The following is a 2,604-nucleotide window of genomic DNA, read 5'->3' on the forward strand; positions in this document are numbered from 1 at the left end:
GACGGTGGCCGCGCGGCCGCGGCGGCGGCATCGGCCTCGACGAACCGGGCCAGACCGCGGACGGTGGGATGGGCGTACAGATCCCCCATCGCCACGCCGCGCAACTCCGGTTCCCGGCGCAGTCGGGAGATCAGCCGGGCGGCCGCCATGGAGTGGCCGCCCAGGTCGCAGAAGAAGTCGTCCTCGACGGAGATCGCCGCACCGCCGAGGATCTCCGTCCACACATCGGCCAGATGCCATTCCAGCGCGGTGCCGGGGGCCACGTGGGCGGTGGAACGCCGGTTGAGCGGCGGCGAGGTGGGGGAGGGCAGGGCGGTCCGGTCGACCTTGTCGGCGGCCAGGAGCGGAAACTCGGACAGCACCTCGACGAAGGAGGGGATCATGTAGTCCGGGAGCCTGCTTTGCAGCGACGTCCGCAGGCGCTCGCGCAACACGTCGTGGGACGTGCCGCCGGCGCGGTCGGTGAGCGTGACGTAGCCGACGAGGTCCTGGACGACGCCGTCGTGTTCCACAGGCGTGACGACCGCGTTCTCGATCGCGTCGTCCTCGCGCAACACCTCCTCGATCTCGCCGAGTTCGATGCGGTAGCCGCGGATCTTGACCTGGGTGTCGACGCGGCCCAGATACTCGATCTCCCCGCTCGGGGTGCGGCGTCCGAGGTCGCCGGTGCGGTAGACGCGGGGAATCTCGGCCCGTTCGTGTTCGACGGGATTGGGCACGAACCGCTCGGTGGTCAGGTCGGGCCGGTTGACGTAGCCGACCGCCACGCCGGGGCCGCCGACGCAGATCTCGCCGCCGGCGCCCTCGTCGACCGGGCGCAACCGCTCGTCGAGGATGTAGACGCGGTACGTCGGCAACGGAGTGCCGATGGTGACCGGCCGGTGGGGGGTCAGTTCGCCGCACGTGGCGGTGACGGTGGTCTCGGTCGGCCCGTACGCGTTCAGGATGCGTCGGCCGGGACGCGACCAGCGACGGACCAGGTCCGGTGGGCACGCCTCGCCGCTGACCAACAGGCTTCGCAACTTGGGTAGTTCGGCCTCGATGGTGGTCAGCAGGGTCGGCACGCAGCACAGCACGGTGATCGCGTGGGTCAGCAGGAAGTCCCCCAGCCCCTGGCCGACGCGCCGGCCGTCGGTGGGGCCGGCGACCAGGGTCGCGCCGGCTATCCAGGCGGGCCAGATCTCCTCGACGGAGAAGTCGAAGGCGATGGACAGCCCCTGGTAGACCCGGTCCTGCGCGTTCACCCGGTAGATCGGGGTGACCACGTGCAGGAAGTTGGCGATGCTCGCGTGGGACACGGCCACACCCTTGGGCCGGCCGGTGGTGCCGGAGGTGTAGATCACGTACGACCACGAAGTCGGGTCGATGTCGATGCCCGGACGGTGGTCGGGCTGCTCGGCCAGGGCGCGGTCCACCGCGTCGAGTTCGAGGAATGGGCAGGGGAGTTGCGCGGTGCGGTGGCGCAGGTCGGACGCGGTGACCAGCTCGCACAGGTCGGCGTCCTGCGCGATGAAGGCGATGCGTTCGGCCGGGAACGACGGATCCAGGGGAACGTAGGTCGCCCCCGCCTTGATCACCGCGAGGAGCGCCACGTAGGCGTCCACCGATCGCTCCAGCAGGATTCCGACCGTACGCCCGGGCGTCACCCCGCGGGATCCGAGCAGATGCGCGAGGCGGTTGGCCCGGCGATCGAGCTCCGCGTACGTCAGTTCGACGTTCTCGCAGACGACGGCGACGGCTTCCGGATTGCGATCGCACGAGTGCTCGAAGAAATGCGGAAGTGCTCGGATCGCTGCGTTGTCGAGAGCGTCCGTCGGTGGCGAAGCATCGGGGGTGACGGCCGATTTTCTTGCTGCGGGGGTGGATCTCACGTGGGTCACGACTCCTCCTCCGTGGTGCGTGTGCAAATCCAACTGAATAGATGCATTCTTCGGTTTTCGATTGTTGATCCACATACAGCGACAGTGCCTGCGGTATCGGTCGGCGTAGGGCCGACGCGCTCAGGCGAGCGCGTGTTGCGCTACGTCGATGCAGGTGAATCGGGATGTGACGCCGAAGGCCCCCACGGGTTTCGACCCACCGTGGGTTGGCGCCGTCGTATCGCGCGGCAGAATCCGGCGAACGACCGAGGATCGAGAATCGAGGCGCGGTGCCGTGAAAGGGCGCCGCCCGCGAGGAGGAGAGCACGGCGAACGATCGGATATCCGATCGCCCGTGCCACTCTCATCCGCCGGTAGCCGACAGCCGGCGCGACTGTCGCTACACCGGTTCCCGGTGTAATCCGAAGTACGTGATCGTTTCCGTCCGACGCGATCACGGTTTCGCTGCCTCTTACGCCGTTTTTTCGGATCCGCACATTCACCCGATCGCGTATTGAAGGCGAAATGAAAACTAGGTTCGGGGCATCGGGCGGGAACAGGTGAATATGAGCCAACGTGGATTGGCCCGTTGCGACGGGCGGGGATACACGTGGAGTGACGGGTCGGTGACCTCACGTTCGCCTTCGCGACCGGATGCCGGTTCGGGCTCCGGGGGTTGCGTCGGGCCGGGCGAGCCGGTCCCGGGTCGCCGCCCGATCGCCGGGCGGGTGCGGCGGGCGGGATG

The 2,604-nt window shown here is 68.5% G+C and carries 1 protein-coding gene; it reads right to left on the reverse strand.

Annotation, left to right across the window (positions count from 1 at the left end; translation table 11 throughout):
* Positions 1–1,880, reverse strand: a 1,880-nt coding sequence (locus GT354_RS34385; protein WP_161360287.1) for a non-ribosomal peptide synthetase, incomplete at its 3' end; no start/stop codon positions are given.
* Positions 1,881–2,604 lie beyond the last annotated feature (724 nt).

Source organism: Streptomyces sp. SID3343, from assembly GCF_009865215.1.
Classification (GTDB): Bacteria; Actinomycetota; Actinomycetes; order Streptomycetales; family Streptomycetaceae; genus Embleya.